Below are 15,705 nucleotides of genomic sequence, written 5' to 3' on the forward strand. Positions count from 1 at the left end.
ATGCAGGCTTTGTTGGGCAACTTCGCACTCATTCTGTTCGTCCTGATGCTGGTGACCGGCGTCATCTGGTTCGCAGACACCTTCTTCCTCTCCAAGCAGCGCCGTGCACGCGCCGATGCCGCCCTGGCCGAATTCGATGCCCGCGTGGCGCGCGACGAGGCGCAGGGCATCAAGCGTGACGGTGCCGTGGCCAGCAGCCGCGTCGAACTGCAGGCACGCCACCTGAAGCAGCCGGCCTGGATCGAGTATTCGGGCAGCTTCTTCCCGGTGATCGCGCTGGTGTTCTGCCTGCGCTCCTTCCTGTATGAGCCGTTCAAGATTCCGTCCAGCTCGATGGTGCCGACCCTGCTGGTCGGTGACCTGATTCTGGTGAACAAATTCACCTACGGTATCCGCCTGCCCATCATCAACAAGAAAATCATCGAAGTGGGCGAGCCGCAGCGCGGCGACGTCATGGTCTTCAAGTACCCCAAGGATACGTCGGTGGACTACATCAAGCGCGTGATCGGCGTGCCTGGTGATAAAATAGTCTATAAAAACAAGCGCTTAACGGTTAATGGTGAACAAATTTCTTACAAAGCGCTGCCGGATTATCTGGACGACGACAATCTGACGTACTATAAGCAATGGCAGGAAAACCTGACCGGCGTGGAGCACAAGATCCTGACCGATGAGCGTGCCCCCAACTTCGTGCCCAATCCCGATGCCTTCCCGCATCACGAACTGTGCACCTACAACGCCGAAGGTTTCGCCTGCACGGTGCCGCCGGGTGAGTATTTCATGATGGGAGACAACCGGGACAACAGCCTCGACAGTCGTTATTGGGGCTTCGTACCGGACCAGAACATCGTCGGCAAGGCCTTCTTTGTCTGGATGAACCTGGGCGATATCAAGCGGATCGGCAGCTTCCACTAAAAGCGCGCCGCATCCTGGTCCAGCAGCTTTCGTAGTTTCCGCAGTTTCCAACTGGCAACTTCGCATTGTGGAGGCAGACCCGGAGCAGTTTTCAGCTTTGCTTTGAACCGATCCCGCTGACTGGTCAGGCTGGTAATCCCCGATCCACGCGCTGCTGCGCGTATCGGGGCGGCAGACTGAATGACGGATGAAAAAATGGATCCTCAACTCTTGCAACAACGGCTAGGCCACACTTTCAAGGACGCCTCGCTCCTGCAGCAGGCCTTGACCCATCGTAGCCATAGCGCCTTGCATAACGAGCGGCTGGAATTCCTCGGCGATTCGGTGCTGAACTGCGTGGTGGCCTCGCTGCTCTTCGAACGTTACGACAAGATCGACGAAGGCGACCTCTCGCGCCTGCGTGCCAATCTGGTCAAGCAGCAATCCCTGTATGAAATCGCCCAGCGGCTGGAGCTGTCGCAATTCTTGCGCCTGGGCGAGGGCGAGCTGAAGTCGGGCGGTTTTCGCCGCCCCTCGATCCTGGCCGATACGCTGGAGGCGCTCTTTGGCGCGATCTTCCTCGATTCCGGCTTCGAGGCGGCGCGTGCGGTGATCCGCTCGCTCTACGTCCCGGTGCTGGAACACGTCGATCCCAAGACCTTGGGCAAGGATGCCAAGACCCTGCTGCAGGAATTCCTGCAGGGCAAGAAGATCCCGCTGCCGCAATACAACGTGATCGCCACTCACGGTGCCGCCCACAGCCAGGAATTCGAGATCGAGTGCCTGGTGCCCAAGCTGGACATCCAGGTCTTCGGTACCGGTGGCAGCCGCCGCGCCGGCGAACAGGCAGCGGCCAAGCTGGCGCTGGAAGCGGTGCAGCTGGCCCTGGCCAAGACCCCTTCGGCGGGGCGCAAGCCGCGCACCCGCACCACCCAGCTGAAGCTGGCCGGCATCGCCACCATCCAGCCGGATGCACCCGAGCACGAGGCGCTCAAGGGTAATCGTCCCGAGGTGTCGACGGCCACTGGCGGCAAGCCCGCCAAGCCGCCGAAGGAATCCAAGGAGCAGAAGAGCGCGCCGGCCACGGCTCGCAGTGAAGGCAAGAACACCGGCGACCGCGCTGAAACGGTCGCAGCAGAGCCCATTTCGGCGGCTTCATCCGCCACGCAATCCAGAACAGCATGATAGATTCCCCCATGGCCGGCGACGCGTCGGCGCAGACCCCCGATGACGATTACCGTTGCGGTTACATCGCCATCGTCGGTCGTCCCAACGTTGGCAAGTCGACCCTGATGAACGTACTGGTCGGCGCCAAGGTCAGCATCACCTCGCGCAAGGCCCAGACCACGCGCCACCGCATCACCGGCATCCAGACCATCGACAATACCCAGTACGTGTATGTCGACACCCCGGGTTTCCAGACCCGTCACAGCAACGCCCTCAACAAGACCCTGAACCGCACCGTCACCAATACCCTGACGGCGGCCGACGTGATCCTGTTCGTGATCGAGGCCGGTACCTTCGGCCCGGCCGACAAGCAGGTGCTGGATCTCTTGCCGGCCAACGTGCCCTGCATCCTGGTCTTGAACAAGGCTGACCGCAACAAGGACAAGACCACGCTCATGCCCTTCGCCCGCGAAGTGGCCTCGCATCATGATTTCGCCGCCGTGGTGCCGGTCTCGGCCAAGCAGCGCTTCCAGCTGGACCGTCTGCAGGAAGAAGTGCGCAAGCTGCTGCCGCAGAATCCGCCGATGTTCGACGAAGACGACATCACCGACCGCAGCGAGAAATTCCTGGCTTCCGAAATCGTGCGTGAAAAGGTGTTCCGCTTCGTCGGCGAAGAACTGCCCTACACCAGCACGGTGCTGATCGAGAAGTTCGAACAGGAAGGCAACCTGCGCCGCATCTTCGCCGCCATCCTGGTCGAACGCGACAACCACAAAGCCATGGTGATCGGCCAGAAGGGTGCGCGCCTGAAGGAAATTTCCACCCAGTCGCGGCTGGACATGGAGCGCCTCTTCGGTGGGCCGGTCTATCTGGAGATCTGGGTCAAGGTCAAATCGGGCTGGGCCGACAACGAGGCTGGCCTGCGCGCCTACGGCTACGAATGAGCCCGTGCGCGGCCCTCTGCGGGCCGCGCGACATTCCGGCATCATCATGGCACTACGCCGCGCCCCAACGACGTGGCTTCACGCATTCAGGACGGATATCCATGACTACCATGCTCACCGATTCCAAGCTCGACGGCCAGGTCGCCGCTGCGGCTACGCCGGCCACTCCGGCCGTGGAGCAGGCACCCGCCAAGGCGCCCGCGCGCAAAGCGGCCACGCCGCGCGCGCGCAGCCGCGTCGTGCCGGAAAAGGAGCACAAGGTACTGGCGCAGCCGGGCTTCGTGCTGCACAGCTATCCCTACAAGGAAACCAGCCTCATCATCGACGTGTTCTCGCGGGATCACGGCCGCATCGCGCTCGTGGCCAAGGGGGCCAAGCGTCCGCATTCCAAGCTGCGCGGGGCCTTGCAGACCTTCCAGCCGCTGGCGCTGTCGTGGAGCGGCAAGTCCGAGGTGCGCACGCTGACCGATGCCGAATGGGTGGGCGGCATGCTGCCGCTGGAAAAATCGGCGCTGCTGTGCGGCTTCTATCTCAATGAACTGCTGGTCAAGCTGCTGGCGCGCGAAGACGCGCATCCGGCGCTGTTCGACCATTACGTGGCCACCCTCAACAAGCTGGCTCATGGCGAGAATGCCCCCATCGTGCTGCGCCAGTTCGAACGCATCCTCCTCAAGCAGACCGGCGTGGCCGGCAACTGGAGTCATTGCGTGGTCAGCGGCAAGACCGTGCAGCCTGATGGCATCTACGTCGTCGATCCGGAGCAGGGCACGCGTCCGGAACGTATTTCCGACCGCGCGCCCAAGGTGTCCGGCAAGACGCTGCTGGATATGGAACGCGAAGACTACAGCGATCCCACCACGCAATTGCAGAGCAAGTTCCTGATGCGCTACCTGCTGTCGCATCACCTGGGCGGTGCGCAGCTGAACACGCGCCAGATCCTGATCGACCTCATGCAACTGTGACGAGACGGCGGCCCGCGCCGCCGGCCCCGTCTGCTCCCGCATTGGATCGCGAGCCGCTACAATCCAGATCTGGCTGCACATTCCTTCATGTGCAGCGCTGAGCACATCCGAACATCATTCAACCGAAGCTTTCTGACGCCATGAGTTTCCTGCAGCCTGCCGGCCCGGTCATTGACCTGGGCATCAACATCGATCACGTCGCCACCCTGCGCAATGCGCGCGGCACGCGCTATCCCGACCCCATCCGCGCGGCGCTGGAAGCCGAGGAAGCCGGTGCCGATGCCATCACCCTGCATCTGCGCGAAGACCGCCGCCATATCCGCGACGATGACGTCAAGGCCATCCGTCCGCTGCTGCAGACGCGCATGAACCTGGAAGCCGCCGTGACGCAGGAGATGATCGATTTCGCCTGTGCCATCCAGCCCCAGGATGTCTGCCTGGTGCCCGAAAAGCGCACCGAAGTGACGACCGAAGGCGGCCTCGACGTGCGTGGCCATTTTGCCGACGTGCAGGCGGCGATCCGCCAGTTGCAGCAGGAGCGCATTCGCGTCTCTTTGTTCATTGATCCGGATGTCGAGCAGATCCAGGCCGCCGCTGAATCGGGTGCCCCTGTCATCGAACTTCATACCGGCCGTTATGCGGACGCCACCAGCGAACAGGAACAGCAGGAAGAACTGCAACGCATCCGCGTCGCCGTCCAGGCTGGCGTCAAGCTGGGCCTGAAGGTCAATGCCGGCCACGGACTGCACTACACCAACGTCCAGGCCATCGCAGCCATCCCCGAGATCGCCGAACTCAACATCGGTCACGCCGTGGTGGCTCATGCGGTCTTCGCGGGCTGGCGCAATGCGGTGTCCGAGATGAAGGCCATCATGGTCAAGGCCCGCCTGGACGCCATCAAGGCCCGGGGCTGAGGCGCGCCGCATGATCTATGGCATCGGTACCGACATCCTCCGGATTTCGCGGGTAGAGGCGGCGCTGCAACGGCATGGCGACCGCTTTGCCGGCAAGATCCTGGGCCCGCAGGAGATGGAAAAATACCTGCGCCGCAAGGCCAAGGTCCAAGCCCGTGGCATCCGCTTCCTGGCCACCCGCTTCGCCGCCAAGGAAGCCTTTTCCAAGGCCATCGGCATGGGCATGCGCATGCCCATGACCTGGCGCGCCATGCAGGTGCTCAATGCGCCCAGCGGCAAGCCGGTGGTGGTGTGTAGCGGAAGCCTGCAACAATGGATGGAAGAGCAGGGCCTGAGCGCCCAGGTTTCCATCACCGACGAAGCGGAATACGCCGTCGCCTTTGTCATCGTGGAGAAGTCATGAATCAAGCCGTCAAGCCGCTCGGTCCGGTGATGCTCGATGTGGTCGGCACCCGGCTGGATGCGGCCGACATCGCCCGTATCCAGCACCCGCTGACCGGCGGGGTGATCCTGTTTGCCCGCAATTACGAAAACCGTGCACAACTGGTCGCGTTGACCAGCGCGATCCGCCAGGCCCGTCCCGGCATCCTGATTACGGTCGACCACGAAGGCGGACGCGTGCAGCGCTTCCGTACCGATGGCTTCACGCGCCTGCCTGCCATGGGCCAGCTTGGACAGCTGTGGGACCGTGACGTGCTGCAAGCCACCAAGGTGGCCACGGCCACCGGCTTCGTGCTGGCGACCGAGCTGCGCGCCTGTGGCATCGACCTGTCGTTCACGCCGGTGCTTGATCTGGATTACGGGGTTTCCAGCGTCATCGGCGACCGTTCCTTCCATCGTGATCCGCGCGTGGTCACGCTGCTGGCCAAGAGCCTCAATCACGGCCTGGCACTGGCCGGGATGGCCAATTGCGGCAAGCATTTCCCCGGCCACGGTTTCGTCACGGCCGATTCGCACGTGGCCATTCCGGTTGACGAGCGCACACTCGATGAGATCCTGGGTGACGATGCCACACCGTATGACTGGCTGGGCATGAGCCTGGCCGCCGTGATGCCGGCGCACGTCATCTATCCCAAGGTGGATGCGCAACCGGCCGGTTTTTCCAGGATCTGGCTGTCCATGCTGCGCGAGCGCTTCGGCTTCCAGGGCGTGATCTTCAGCGACGACCTCAGCATGCATGGGGCCAGTGTCGCCGGTGGTCCGCTGCAGGCTGCGCAAGCGGCGCTGGATGCCGGTTGCGACGTGGCCCTGATCTGCAATTCGCCCGACAAGGCCGATGCCATCCTGGCCGGCTTGCAGGGGGGCAGGGATGCCGCTTCTGCCGCTCGCCGCGCGACCTTGCTGCCCTGTGGCGAGGCGCTGCAATGGGATGCGCTGCAAGCCGATCCGCGCTATCTGGCCGCGCGCACGCTGGTGCAGTCGCTGTAAGTCTTTCGCTTTTCGCTCATGTCCGAACTTCCTGCTTCCCCGCTCCCCGACCCCCGCGAGGTCGTGCTGGAGACGGTCGCCCGGCTGCCGCACCTGCCGGGCGTGTATCGCTACTTCGATGCTGAAGACAACGTGCTCTACGTGGGCAAGGCGCGCGACCTCAAGAAGCGCGTCTCCAGCTATTTCCAGAAGACCCTGACCAGCCCGCGCATCGCCATGATGGTCGAGCGTATCGCGCGCCTCGAAACCACGGTCACCCGCAGCGAGGCCGAAGCGCTGCTGCTGGAAAACAACCTCATCAAGACACTGCGTCCGCGCTTCAACATTCTCTTCCGCGACGACAAGTCCTATCCCTATCTGAAGATCACCGGCCATGCCTTCCCGCGCATGGCCTACTATCGCGGCGCGGTGGACAAGCGCAACCAGTATTTCGGCCCGTTCCCCAATGCCGGCGCGGTCAAGGAATCGATCCAGATTCTGCAGAAGGTGTTCCAGCTGCGCACTTGCGAAGATACCGTCTTCACCAATCGCACGCGGCCTTGCCTGCTGCATCAGATCCACCGCTGCAGTGGTCCCTGCGTGAATCTGGTCAGTCCCGAGGATTACGCCATCGACGTGGAGAACGCATCGAAATTCCTGCGCGGCCGCCAGAGCGAAGTGATGGAAGCGCTGGAGCAAAAGATGTACGCCTTCGCGGCCGACCTCAAGTTCGAGCAGGCTGCCGCCGTACGCGACCAGATCGGTTCGCTCTCCAGCGTGCTGCACCAGCAGAGCATGGAAACGGTGAGCGACGCCGACATCGACATCATCGCGGTGGTGGTGCAGGGTGGTCGCGCCTGCGTGAACCTGGCGATGGTGCGCGGCGGCCGCCACCTGGGCGACCGCGCTTATTTCCCCACGCATGTGGATGATGCGATGGACACCGCCGAGGACAGCATCGAGGTCGAAGTGCTGAAGGCTTTCCTGGCCCAGCACTACATCGACAAGTTCATCCCCGGCTCGCTCATCGTCGGCACGGAATTCGATGATCCGGCGCTGATGATGGCGTTGATGGAGCAGTGCGGCCACCGCATCACGCTGACCTTCCAGCCGCAAGGCCAGCGGCGTCAATGGCTGGAGATGGCTGCCAAGGGCGCCGCGATCGCGCTGGCGCGGCTGCTCTCCGAACAGGGTTCGCAGCAGGCGCGCACGCGCGCATTGGCCGAGGTGCTGGAACTGGAACGTGAAGACCTCGACGAATTGCGCGCCGAATGTTTCGACATCAGCCACACGCAAGGCGAGGCCACGCAAGCCTCGTGCGTGGTGTTCCATCACCACGCGATGCAGAACGGTGAATACCGCCGCTACAACATCAACGACATCACGCCAGGCGATGATTACGCCGCCATGCGCCAGGTGCTCACGCGGCGCTATGAGAAGGTCGCCAATGGCGAGGGCGTCATGCCGGACATCGTGCTCATCGATGGCGGCAAAGGCCAGGTCGAGATGGCGCGCCAGGTGCTCACCGAACTGGGCCTGGACATCAGTCTCATCGTCGGCGTGGCCAAGGGAGAAGGGCGCAAGGTCGGCCTGGAAACCCTGGTCTTCGCCGATGGCCGTGCGCCCAAGGAGCTGGGCAAGGAATCGGCCGCCCTGATGCTGATCGCGCAGATCCGCGATGAAGCGCACCGCTTTGCCATCACCGGCATGCGCGCCAAGCGCGCCAAGGCGCGCCAGAGTTCGCGCCTGGAAGAGATCGAAGGCATCGGCGCCAAGCGTCGCCAGCGCCTGCTGGTGCGCTTTGGCGGCCTGCGCGGCGTGGCCGATGCCAGCGTGGATGACCTCGCTTCGGTGGAAGGCATTTCGCGTCAGCTGGCCGAGGAAATCTATCGGCAGTTGCATTGAGACCGCCAGTCCCGCCCATCGTTAGTGCCGCCGCCGACGTAAAGGCGGGCGCAGCAGAGGGTGACTCTGCTACTATTCGTTAAATTTTTTTTCGTGTACGCCGCTCCAACCCACCAAGACGTATGCCTTTCAATATTCCGATTCTGCTGACCTGGTTGCGGGTGGCGCTCATTCCTCTGGTCGTCGGGGTCTACTACCTGCCTGAGATTGGCCTGAACCGCTACGAACAGGGGATCGCCGCCACGGCCATCTTCGTCGTCGCCGCCGCCACCGACTGGTTCGATGGTTTCCTGGCCCGCCGCTGGAACCAGACCTCTGCCTTCGGCGCCTTCCTCGATCCGGTCGCCGACAAGCTCATGGTGACCGGCGCCTTGCTGGTGCTGGTGCACCTGGGGCGTGTGCATCCGGTGATCGCCTTCATCATCATCGGACGCGAGATCGCGATCTCGGCGCTGCGCGAATGGATGGCCCAGATCGGCGCCTCCAAGTCGGTGGCCGTCAGTTCGCTGGGCAAGATCAAAACCACTGCGCAGATGATCGCCATCCCCATGCTGCTGTACTACGACACCCTGTTCGGCCTGGTCGATACCCGCCTGTGGGGCAGCCTGCTGCTGCTGGTGGCGGCGGTGCTGACGGTGTGGTCGATGCTGTACTACCTGCGCCGCGCGATGCCGATGATCAAGGATGCCGATGCTGGGAACAGAAAAAAATAATTAAATAATTAAGATCGATAGTTGACAAATACCAACGGCGCCTTATAATAGCGTTCTGTTTTCGATGCGGGAGTAGCTCAGTTGGTAGAGCGATACCTTGCCAAGGTATAGGTCGAGAGTTCGAGACTCTTCTCCCGCTCCAGGTTACTTGGAAAAAAGGAAGCCTAACAAAGCTTCCTTTTTTTATTGTGATAGGTGAGCATGCATTGAAATTTTGGCTGCGGCGCAAGTCGAAGAAAGTCAAAAAAGATGTTTGCAAACAACACGTGTTTTAGGTAGTATGCGTGTCCCCAAGGCGGGGTAGCAAAGTGGTTATGCAGCGGCCTGCAAAGCCGTCTACGCCGGTTCGATCCCGACCCCCGCCTCCAAAACGCTCCATGCGGGAGTAGCTCAGTTGGTAGAGCGATACCTTGCCAAGGTATAGGTCGAGAGTTCGAGACTCTTCTCCCGCTCCAGTTTCAAGGCAGGCAGCTTCGGCTTCCTGTTGCAGTAGATGCAGGTTCCCATGCGGGAGTAGCTCAGTTGGTAGAGCGATACCTTGCCAAGGTATAGGTCGAGAGTTCGAGACTCTTCTCCCGCTCCAGTTTCAAGGCAGGCAGCTTCGGCTCCTGTTGCAGTAGATGTAAGTTCCCATGCGGGAGTAGCTCAGTTGGTAGAGCGATACCTTGCCAAGGTATAGGTCGAGAGTTCGAGACTCTTCTCCCGCTCCAGATTGAAAGAGGAAGCCTTCGGGCTTCCTCTTTTCATTTCTGCGCCGCATTTTTCGTTCCCCTTTTCTCCGTTTTCTCTGCAGGTGCGGCCCAGCGGTTTTGTGTGCTGGCGGCACGGAGCGTCTTGTCGCATCAGTGCCAGCGTGGTATTTCGGTGCATGTACATTTGCCCAACGTCAAAAAAACCGGCTATCGGTGATTGCCTGATTGCCACGGCCATTTTTCCCTACTACATTGCTGGGGCAGGGGTTTGCCTGTCTAATCATTCGCATCCTGGGGAGGGGGCATGGATAATTTTCAAAAAGAGATTGATGAAAGAACCAATCTCACCGCATCCAACAAGTTCGAGCTGTTGCTGTTCCGCCTGGGGGCGGACCCGCATGGCGAGCGTTCCGAACTGTTCGGCATCAACGTCTTCAAGATCCGTGAAATCGTCCCCATGCCGCCGGTGACCAAGGCCGCGGGTACGCAGTCGCCGATGCTGGGCATGGTCAACATCCGTGGCCAGATCATTTCGGTGATCGACCTGCCGGCCGTGGTGGGCTGTGTGCCCAAGAGCGGCCTGAACATCCTGCTGGTCACCGAATATGCGCGCAGCACCCAGGCCTTTGCGGTCGAATCGGTGGACGAGATCGTGCGCCTGGAATGGAGCCAGGTGCTCTCGGCCGAGACCAGTAGCGGCGGCGCCTTCGTCACCAGCATCGCACGCCTGGATCAGGACAAGGACACCAGTCGCCTGGCCCAGGTGCTGGACGTGGAGCAGATCCTGCACGAGATCATGCCCAGTGACCGCGATCTCAAGATGGAGCGCCTGCAAAAGAGCAGCGGCCACTCCATGCGCCCTGGTGCCATTGCCATCGCCGCCGATGATTCCAAGGTTGCGCGCTCGCTGATCGAGCAGGGCTTACGGGCCATGGAGATTCCTTTCGAGATGCACGTCACCGGCAAGGATGCCTGGGACAAGATCCAGAAGCTGGCCGCTGAAGCCCGCGCTGAAGGCAAGCCGATTGCCGACAAGATTTCCTTCGTGCTGACCGACCTGGAAATGCCGGAAATGGACGGCTTTACGCTCACCCGCAATATCAAGCGCGAGGATTTCCTGAAGAATATCCCGGTCATCATCCACTCGTCGCTGTCCGGTTCGGCCAACGAGGACCATGTGAAAAGCGTGGGCGGCGACGCCTATGTGGCCAAGTTCGAAGCCAACGAACTGGCCTCGACCATCTTCGGCGTGCTCGACAAGTCTGCCGCAAGGGCTTGAAGCACCCTGGCTGCGGCAAAAAGAAGGGAGCCCAGGCTCCCTTTCTTTTTGCCATCAGGCCAGCGTCGCCATGCCGCCAACGGCGCGATCTCGTATACTGACGCTCCCTTGATCCTGCCGCAGCCGGCGGCGCAGAGCGTCCTTTCATGCAGATTCCCGCCATCGTTTCCCCGTTCGACGCCTCGCTGGCGTCCCGCCTCGAGGCCCGCATCAACGACAAGACCAAGCCCCTGGGCAGCCTCGGGGCGCTGGAGCGTCTGGCGCGCCAGATCGGCCTGATCCAGGGCACGGACCACCCGGTGCTGCGCCAGTGCGCCATCGTGGTCTGTGCCGGCGACCATGGGGTCACCGAGGAGGGTGTCTCGGCCTACCCGCAAAGCGTGACCTGGCAAATGGTCGAGAACTTCCTCGCCGGTGGTGCGGCGATCAACGTCTTCGCGCGCCAGAACGAGTGCGCGCTGTACATCGTCGATACCGGCGTCAATCACGATTTCGGCGCCCGCGACGGCCTGCTGGATCGCAAGGTCGCGCCCGGCACCGCCAACTTCTGCCAGGGCCCGGCCATGACGGCGCAGCAGTGCGAGTCGGCCATGCAGGCGGGGATGCAATTTGCGGAATCGCTGCAAGCCGACGTGCTGGGCTTTGGCGAAATGGGCATCGGCAATACCACTGCCGCCGCCGCGCTGATGGCCGCTTTCACCAGCGTGCCCGTGCCGGAGTGCGTGGGCGCCGGCACCGGCCTGGATGCCCAGGGCATCGCCCGCAAGGCCGATGCCATCACACGTGCGCTGCGCTTGCATGCGCACGCTACTGCGCCACTGGACCGATTGGCTGCGCTGGGCGGTTTCGAGATCGCCTTCATGACGGGCGCCATGCTGCGGGCCGCGCAGCGGCGCAAGGTGCTGCTCATCGACGGGTTCATCGTCACCTCGGCGCTGCTGGTCGCTGCCGCCCTGCAACCGGCCGTGCTGGAGTATTGCGTGTTCTCGCATTGCTCGGATGAAGCCGGCCACCGCCGCATGCTGCAATCCCTGGACGCCACGCCGCTGATGCAGCTGGACCTGCGTCTGGGCGAGGGGACCGGTGCTGCGCTGGCCTTGCCCTTGCTGCGGGCGGCCGTCAATTTCCTGGCGCGCATGGCTACCTTCTCCTCGGCCAGCGTCAGCGAAAAGCATGTCTGAAAAAGACTTCACATCACCGCCGCCTCAACGCAGCGACGGCCCGCTCTACCAACTGCGCCTGTTCTTCACAGCGCTGCAATTCTTCACACGGCTCCCGATCCCGCGCTGGGTGGGCTTCCAGCCGCACTGGTTGCAGCACGCCACGCGCTATTTTCCGCTGGTCGGCTGGATCGTGGCCTGGGCCTGCGCGCTGGTGTATCTGCTGGCCGTGCAGTTCTGGCCGCAGATGGTGGCCGTGCTGCTGTCCACTGCGGCCGGCATCTGGCTCACCGGTGCCTTCCACGAGGATGGATTTGCCGATGTCTGCGATGGCCTCGGTGGTGCAGTCAGCCGTGAACGTGCGCTGGAGATCATGCGCGATTCGCGCCTGGGCAGTTATGGCGTGATCGGCATCGTCCTGCTCTTGCTGAGCAAGCTGGCGGCATTGCAGGCGCTGCTGCCGTTGCAGGTGCTCGCGGCGCTCGGCATGGCCCATCCGCTCTCGCGCTGGCTGGCCACCTGCCTGATCTGGCGCATGGATTACGTGCGCGAAGAAGGCAAGGCCAAGCCGCTGGCGCAGCAGATGAGCCTTGGAGAATTCCTGCTGGCCTCGCTCTTTGCAGTGCTGCCGGTGATCGGTGTGGTCGCGCTGGGCATGATGGCCTGGCAGCGTATCGCCGCCGGCGTGCTGCTGGCGGTGCTGGCGGCAGCCTGGCTGGCCTGGCGCTTCCAGCGGCGCCTGGGTGGCTACACCGGAGATTGCCTGGGCGCGGTCCAGCAATTGAGCGAGACCGCGTTCTATCTTGGCGCGCTGGTCACGCTGCCGGGCTGGTGGAACGCCTGACCATGCAACTGCAACTGATTCGCCATCCCCAGCCGGTGCTGGACAAGCGCACCTGTTATGGCCGCAGCGACATCGCCGTGGCACCCGAGACTTTGGCGCAGAGCGTGGCGCAATTGCTGCCGCAGTTGCAGGCGCTGCCGCGTGACTGGCCCCTGGTGAGCAGTCCCCTGCAGCGCTGCGCAACGCTGGCCGGCGCGTTGGCCAAATCATTGGAAAAGCCCGGGCCGAGGCTGGATGCACGTCTGCAGGAAATGGATTTTGGCCACTGGGAGTTGCGCCTGTGGGACGACATCCCCTGGGCCGAGGTCGAGGGCTGGAATGCCGATCTCCCCGGCTATGCGCCAGGCGGCGGGGAGACCTTGTGCGCCGTGGCGCAGCGCATGTGGCAGGCCTTCACGGACTTGCTGGCCGAGCCTTCCAAGGGCGTGATCGTTGTCTGCCACGCCGGCTCCATCCGCATGCTGCACGCCTGTGCCGCGTGGCGCACTGAGCAGGGCATTTCTACCCAGCCTGATGAAGCTGCTTTCGCCGACATCGCCCTGCATGCCGTCGCCCTGCGCAGTGAAATTCCTTACGCCCGCCCGATCACGCTGGACGTGAACGTCCGCTAGCCCGCGCCGCGCGACTCCACTGCAAACTTGATCAGCTCCGCCTGACCATCGATATTGAGCTTGCGCTTGATGTTGAGGCGATGCGTTTCCACCGTGCGCACGCTCAGGTCCAGTTCGCGGGCGATCTGCTTGTTCGATTCTCCATTGGCGATATGCTGCAGCACTTCACGCTCGCGCTGGGTCAGCAGCTCGCGCACCGGCAGTGGCTGGGTCAGCTGGCGGGCCAGCGCGGCGCTGTAGTAGATGCCGCCCGAGCGGACCGCCTCGATGGCATGCACGATGTCCTGACTGGGCGCGTCCTTGAGCACATAGCCACGGGCGCCGGCCTGGATGGCTTGCATCACGTATTCGGCCTTGTCATGCATGCTCAGGATCAGCACCGCGATCTCGGGATGCAGCGCATGAAAGCGTGCGGTCAGCTCGATGCCATTGACGCCGCGCATATTGATGTCCATCAGCGTCAGGTCGATCTGGTGCTGCGCGGCGGCGGCGAGGGCTTCGTCGGCATTGCCAGCCTCGGCCACCACCGCCAGTCCGGGCACCGTTTCCAGACGCGCGCGCAAGCCGTCGCGCACCAGCGGATGATCGTCGATGAGCATGATGCGCGTGGTGGCGGGAGTGGCGGGAGTGGCGTCAGACATGGGGCGAAGGGAAGAGAGAAGAACGGGCAATGACGGCGCTGATGCTGGTGCCGGCGGCCGAGGAATCGATGGCCAGCTCACCGCCCACGGCCTCCATGCGTTCGCGCATGTTGCGCAGGCCGATGCCGTGGCGCGAGTGATCATCGACGTGGCCGGGATCGAAGCCGCCGCCATTGTCCTGTACCTGCAGCATCAGCAGGTTGTGGCCGTCATACAGACGCATGCGGATCTGGCTGGCGTTGGCGTGGCGGGCGATGTTGGTGAGCGCTTCCTGGGCCACGCGAAAGAGCACCGTATTGATCACATCGGAGAGGGCGGCACCATCCTCGCGCAGCCCCTCGTGCTCGAAGACGATCTGCGTCTGCGGGCTGCTCTCGCGCCATTCGCCGCACAGGTGTTCGAGCGCGGCTGCCAGCCCCAGGTCATCGAGGATGGCCGGGCGCAGGTCGTGCGAGATGCGACGCACTTCGGCCAGCACGCCGTTGATCTGCGTCGCGGTCTTCTCGAAGCCCACGCGCGCTGCGGCCGCCTGTTCCGGCGTGCCACGCAGGCGCTCCAGCGCCGCTTCGATCTGCAGCTTGATGGACACCAGCCACTGGCTGATGCCGTCATGCAGGTCGCGTGAGAGGCGCGCCCGTTCGTCTTCCTGCGAGCGCACCACGCGCTGGGCCAGCTGGCGCAGCTTGGCATCGGCCACACGATGTTCGCTCAGATTCAACAGCAGGCCGGCCAGTCCCACCGCCAGGGCGCTGGCCAGGGCGATGGCGGCGATCAACAGCATGGTCTGGTGCAGGTAACCGGAATTCTGGTGATCCACCTGGGCCAGCGCCGCTTCCACGTCATCCAGATAGATGCCGGTGCCGATCACCCAGCCCCAGCGTGGCAGCGCAATCACGTAACCCAGCTTGGGCGCCACCGTCTTGCTGGACGGCTTGCGCCACAGGTAGCGCTCAAAGCCGCCGCCCTGATGGGCGCGTTCGATCAGGTGCCGGATGGTCGGGCTGCCGGAAGCATCGCGCCAGTCCCACATCTCGCGCCCGACCAGTTCGGGCTGGCGCGGATGCATGATGCTGCGGCCCTGGTCGTCATAGACGAAGAAGTAGCCATCGTCCCCAAACTCCAGGTCGGCCAGGATGCGCCGGGCTTCTTCCTTGATGGCGTCATCCGTGCGTCCGGTGTCGTAGAGATGGGCCAGCGCATGTTGGGCCAGGTCGACATAGTGGCGTAGCTCCGTATTCTTGCTGGCCAGGTAGGCGGTCTCGATGGTGGAACGCTGCTGGCGCGCCAGTTCCACCGCCTGGTAACGCACCACCAGCGCGATGGCCGCAAAGGCCAGGCACAGCGGGACGATGGCGAGGAAGATGATTTTCTGGCGCAGTTTCATGCCCGCGATTCTACCCAAAGCCACCCGCAGACCGCGTAAATCTTCACCTTGAGCGGTGGCCCTGCGTAGTTCTACGTAGCGGCTCTGCGTAGTGCTGCGCTTGTGGGGCGGGAGGGCCATGCCGATACTGGCGCTCATCCTGCGCAGTGCGTCCAAGGTCTTCATATCCCGACGCACCGACGACGACA

Annotated in this window: 15 protein-coding genes and 5 tRNA genes; 18 read left to right on the forward strand and 2 right to left on the reverse strand. The window is 63.0% G+C overall.

The features are described 5' to 3' along the window. From lepB to AACH55_RS09210, 18 genes are all read left to right on the forward strand, one after another. Positions 1–915, forward strand: a complete 915-nt coding sequence (lepB, locus tag AACH55_RS09125; RefSeq protein ID WP_338719108.1) for a signal peptidase I — start codon at positions 1–3, stop codon at positions 913–915. Between the two features lie 195 nt (positions 916–1,110). Next, positions 1,111–2,079, forward strand: a complete 969-nt coding sequence (gene rnc, locus AACH55_RS09130; RefSeq protein ID WP_338719109.1) for a ribonuclease III — start codon at positions 1,111–1,113, stop codon at positions 2,077–2,079. Continuing rightward, positions 2,076–3,005, forward strand: coding sequence for a GTPase Era (era, locus tag AACH55_RS09135; RefSeq protein WP_338719110.1), 930 nt, complete (start codon positions 2,076–2,078; stop codon positions 3,003–3,005). Before rnc ends, era begins: the two co-directional genes overlap by 4 nt. A gap of 101 nt (positions 3,006–3,106) precedes the next feature. Continuing rightward, positions 3,107–3,967 (forward strand): DNA repair protein RecO, encoded by an 861-nt coding sequence (gene recO / locus AACH55_RS09140; RefSeq protein WP_338719111.1) that lies wholly within the window; start codon positions 3,107–3,109, stop codon positions 3,965–3,967. 140 nt (positions 3,968–4,107) lie between these two features. Then, positions 4,108–4,881, forward strand: coding sequence for a pyridoxine 5'-phosphate synthase (gene pdxJ, locus AACH55_RS09145; protein WP_338719112.1), 774 nt, complete (start codon positions 4,108–4,110; stop codon positions 4,879–4,881). A 10-nt stretch (positions 4,882–4,891) separates the two neighbouring features. Continuing rightward, positions 4,892–5,284 (forward strand): holo-ACP synthase, encoded by a 393-nt coding sequence (acpS, locus tag AACH55_RS09150; RefSeq protein ID WP_338719113.1) that lies wholly within the window; start codon positions 4,892–4,894, stop codon positions 5,282–5,284. Next, complete coding sequence (gene nagZ / locus AACH55_RS09155; protein WP_338719114.1) at positions 5,281–6,309, forward strand: beta-N-acetylhexosaminidase; 1,029 nt, start codon at positions 5,281–5,283, stop codon at positions 6,307–6,309. The genes acpS and nagZ overlap by 4 nt, the downstream gene beginning before the upstream one ends. 18 nt (positions 6,310–6,327) lie before the next feature. Then, positions 6,328–8,193: an excinuclease ABC subunit UvrC gene (gene uvrC / locus AACH55_RS09160; protein WP_338719115.1), complete on the forward strand. Its 1,866-nt coding sequence runs from the start codon at positions 6,328–6,330 to the stop codon at positions 8,191–8,193. 122 nt (positions 8,194–8,315) lie between these two features. Beyond that, complete coding sequence (gene pgsA / locus AACH55_RS09165; protein WP_338719116.1) at positions 8,316–8,906, forward strand: CDP-diacylglycerol--glycerol-3-phosphate 3-phosphatidyltransferase; 591 nt, start codon at positions 8,316–8,318, stop codon at positions 8,904–8,906. A gap of 66 nt (positions 8,907–8,972) precedes the next feature. Then, positions 8,973–9,048 (forward strand) — tRNA-Gly (locus tag AACH55_RS09170). A 152-nt stretch (positions 9,049–9,200) separates the two neighbouring features. Further along, positions 9,201–9,274: transfer RNA gene (locus AACH55_RS09175), tRNA-Cys, on the forward strand. A gap of 11 nt (positions 9,275–9,285) precedes the next feature. Further along, positions 9,286–9,361, forward strand: a tRNA-Gly gene (locus tag AACH55_RS09180). A 52-nt stretch (positions 9,362–9,413) separates the two neighbouring features. Next, a tRNA-Gly gene (locus tag AACH55_RS09185) sits at positions 9,414–9,489 on the forward strand. 51 nt (positions 9,490–9,540) lie between these two features. Beyond that, positions 9,541–9,616, forward strand: a tRNA-Gly gene (locus AACH55_RS09190). Positions 9,617–9,902: 286 nt separating this feature from the next. Beyond that, the gene (locus tag AACH55_RS09195) at positions 9,903–10,877 is read left to right on the forward strand and encodes a chemotaxis protein (RefSeq protein WP_338719117.1); all 975 of its coding nucleotides are present in this window, start codon (positions 9,903–9,905) and stop codon (positions 10,875–10,877) included. 146 nt (positions 10,878–11,023) lie between these two features. After that, positions 11,024–12,058, forward strand: coding sequence for a nicotinate-nucleotide--dimethylbenzimidazole phosphoribosyltransferase (gene cobT / locus AACH55_RS09200; protein ID WP_338719118.1), 1,035 nt, complete (start codon positions 11,024–11,026; stop codon positions 12,056–12,058). After that, positions 12,051–12,881, forward strand: a complete 831-nt coding sequence (locus AACH55_RS09205; protein WP_338719119.1) for an adenosylcobinamide-GDP ribazoletransferase — start codon at positions 12,051–12,053, stop codon at positions 12,879–12,881. Before cobT ends, AACH55_RS09205 begins: the two co-directional genes overlap by 8 nt. 2 nt (positions 12,882–12,883) lie before the next feature. Further along, positions 12,884–13,492: a histidine phosphatase family protein gene (locus AACH55_RS09210; RefSeq protein ID WP_338719120.1), complete on the forward strand. Its 609-nt coding sequence runs from the start codon at positions 12,884–12,886 to the stop codon at positions 13,490–13,492. Here AACH55_RS09210 and AACH55_RS09215 read toward each other — a convergent pair. Further along, positions 13,489–14,133 carry a response regulator transcription factor gene (locus tag AACH55_RS09215; protein ID WP_338719121.1) on the reverse strand — a complete coding sequence of 215 codons (645 nt, stop codon included), beginning with the start codon at positions 14,131–14,133 and terminating at the stop codon, positions 13,489–13,491. The two genes, AACH55_RS09210 and AACH55_RS09215, sit on opposite strands and share 4 nt — an antisense overlap. Continuing rightward, positions 14,126–15,517, reverse strand: coding sequence for a cache domain-containing protein (locus AACH55_RS09220; RefSeq protein ID WP_338719122.1), 1,392 nt, complete (start codon positions 15,515–15,517; stop codon positions 14,126–14,128). Before AACH55_RS09220 ends, AACH55_RS09215 begins: the two co-directional genes overlap by 8 nt. Positions 15,518–15,705: the final 188 nt, after the last annotated feature.

Source organism: Herbaspirillum sp. DW155 (assembly GCF_037076565.1).
In the GTDB taxonomy this organism is placed as follows: Bacteria; Pseudomonadota; Gammaproteobacteria; order Burkholderiales; family Burkholderiaceae_D; genus Herbaspirillum.